Genomic DNA, 2,490 nt, shown 5'->3' with positions numbered 1-2,490 from the left:
ACGAAACCCGGGACGCTTCATGGGCCCTATCGCGTACTCAGGATGCTCCCGGGCGGTATTCCCAAGACCTGCACAGCACGCAGACTGCGATAACGCTGGCGCAGTTTGGTTCCGGGACCTGTCTGCAGAGCAAGACGCCTGATGGACGAGACCATCTTCAGCTACCCCCTCGTCGTACAAGCATGCTCACGCCTTTACGGCTTCTGACGAGCGCGCTCAGCAACGGCGGACCGTGGACGGACGCCCCCGCAGGCTTCTTGACATGGGTCCCGCGGATACGATCGAACAACGCGTCGACGTACTCCACAGCGTAGTACGGCGTCCCGCCCCAGAACCGCACGCGCGCCGCGTGCGACCGTACGAGATCCGTTGCGAAGATGAGCCATGAGGCGTCCGGTCTCGCATGCATCTCCACGTCGAACCAACGAGACAGCGTCGCGGCTGGCACCCTTACCCCCCGGACGGCATTTGCAACGTTCGTCCCGTGGATGTATTGGAGCCACATCGGGCGGCCACCGGTGATGACTTCCCGTATCGGGCCATGCCGGCGCACCAGGCCATGATTGAAGTGTGCGTGGCTGAGCACGACGCGCGGCGGTTCGGACCCGCGCCGTTCGATGAGGCTCATGAATGGGCCCGACGGTTCGTCGTAGGAGTACACCCGGCCGTTGTCATCGAGTTGTAAACCGCGCGGGAAGGTGACGAACAGCAGGTCCTGGCGGGCAAACTCTTCCTGCACGCTTCGGATGAAGCCGCGAGAGAGTGCGTCGTCAATATCCACCCGCGTCGTGATGAGGTATTCACGAGTACTCAGCTTCTCCACATCGCGCACGACGCGGTCCCAGTAGACGTCATGTGTCCAGATGGGAACGAAGAGCCCAGCGGCAAGTTCATCCACGGCGGCACGGAACCCCGATGAACACCGGTCATCGAAATACACGAGCCACGTGAAGGGCGCGGCCCCGCTTTGGCTGCGCATGCTGGGGCACAGGAGCTTGCGGAAGATCGCCAACCGGTACCAGCACCACTCCTGTGATGCGGGTTCGGCGTCAGGGGCGAACACCGCGGAGAATTGCGTGATGACGATGTGGTCGAAACTTTCGCTGGTTTTGGGCTGGCAGGGAGGCTCGACGACGGACGAGCGAGCCGCTCGGGGCCGAACGCGCTCATACAAGTGACCTGCCGAAGTGACGACCGCCCGAGCACCCCGGTCCTTGGAGACACCACTACCACCGCGAACAGCTAACCACCCGGTACGAAGATTCGTGCGCGTCTCTTTGCAAAGATAGCGTCGGTTCCTGCGATCACCGTAGACGTCCGCGTGCTTCTGCCAGACGACCATCTCAGTCCGGGCCGAACTGAACACCTTGCGTATACGGTTCATCGTGCCGACAGTCTGTCTGGCTTGAATTCTCATCGACGGCCACCCGACAATTGCATGACCTTTTTTTCTGAGACGCAGCGCGAGTTCGGAGTCATCCATTCCGTACCCTGCTAGATCTTCGTCGAATCCGCCTGCAGCCTCGAGCGTCGCGCGGCGCACAGCGAAGTTGCAGGACTCGACGATGGGCATGTCCGTGTACACGCTCGGATTCATGACGCGGGGGGGAGCATCAACAGGCGTCATGTCGTGGATGAGGCCCATGAGAGCTTGGTGCTGACGCAAGCCGTCCTCCGCCGCCGCCAACCAGCCCGGTTCGACGATGTCGTCCTGATCGCAGTACACGAGGTGGTCAGCTCGCGCCGATGCAGCCGCAAGGTTGCGCACGTACGGAATGTTGCCTGGCTTCGCACCACCGTCGATCATGCGCACCGGCGCAGGGAGGGTTCGCGCCAGCTCGCTCACGACGTCCCAGGTGCCATCAGTCGAACCGTTGTCCACCACCACGTACTCCCAGGGGAAATCGGCATCCTGTCGCGCGAGGGAGGCCATCAGCGTGGGCAGGTAGCGGGCTCCGTTGTAAGTGATGGTGAGAACACTGATGGAGGGTCGCGCCGCTGGAGAAGACGTCACCCGCAGAGCATAACCGTGCAGCTCACGGGCCGTTCGGCAACGGGTGAAGCTCGGCTCGGTCGGCGTGTGTCCCATGACGCTCGCCAGCCGCCGGGAAGCCAGCCCCACGAAAGTCTGCACCTTCCCCGAGGGGCTGGAGAAATCGGAGATTGCCTCACGCAATACGGGTCCGCCGACGGGCTGCAGTAAGCCGATCGACGCCGGGAGGCGGGCGCCGGGGATTGGCGTGGGGTCGATTGTGGTTCTGGTCCAGATTGAGGAGGGACGAGCTCGATCTCGCCGGGCATGATCGTCACGTTGACTCAGCCGATGCCCATGATGCCCCCAGGCGCACATGGACTGGTGCACGAATCCCGTGGACGCCTCAGGCGATTGCGGCAGATTCCTCAGGCTGAGGCACTCGTTTCACGCAGGAGGGCCCCGCTCCGCGCCCAGCACGAAGTGGGGCCCTCCTCGGGCATCTAGTGTCACGCGTC

Annotated in this window: 1 protein-coding gene; it reads right to left on the bottom strand. The window is 63.1% G+C overall.

The genetic code is table 11. From position 1 onward, the window contains the following. Positions 1 to 157 precede the first annotated feature (157 nt). Complete coding sequence (locus HMPREF0321_RS14330) at positions 158 to 2,122, bottom strand: glycosyltransferase (RefSeq protein ID WP_175282501.1); 1,965 nt, start codon at positions 2,120 to 2,122, stop codon at positions 158 to 160. Between the last annotated feature and the right edge of the window lie 368 nt (positions 2,123 to 2,490).

This window comes from Dermacoccus sp. Ellin185, from assembly GCF_000152185.1.
Classification (GTDB): Bacteria; Actinomycetota; Actinomycetes; order Actinomycetales; family Dermatophilaceae; genus Dermacoccus; species Dermacoccus nishinomiyaensis.
This window is presented reverse-complemented; position numbering and strand designations above follow the sequence as displayed.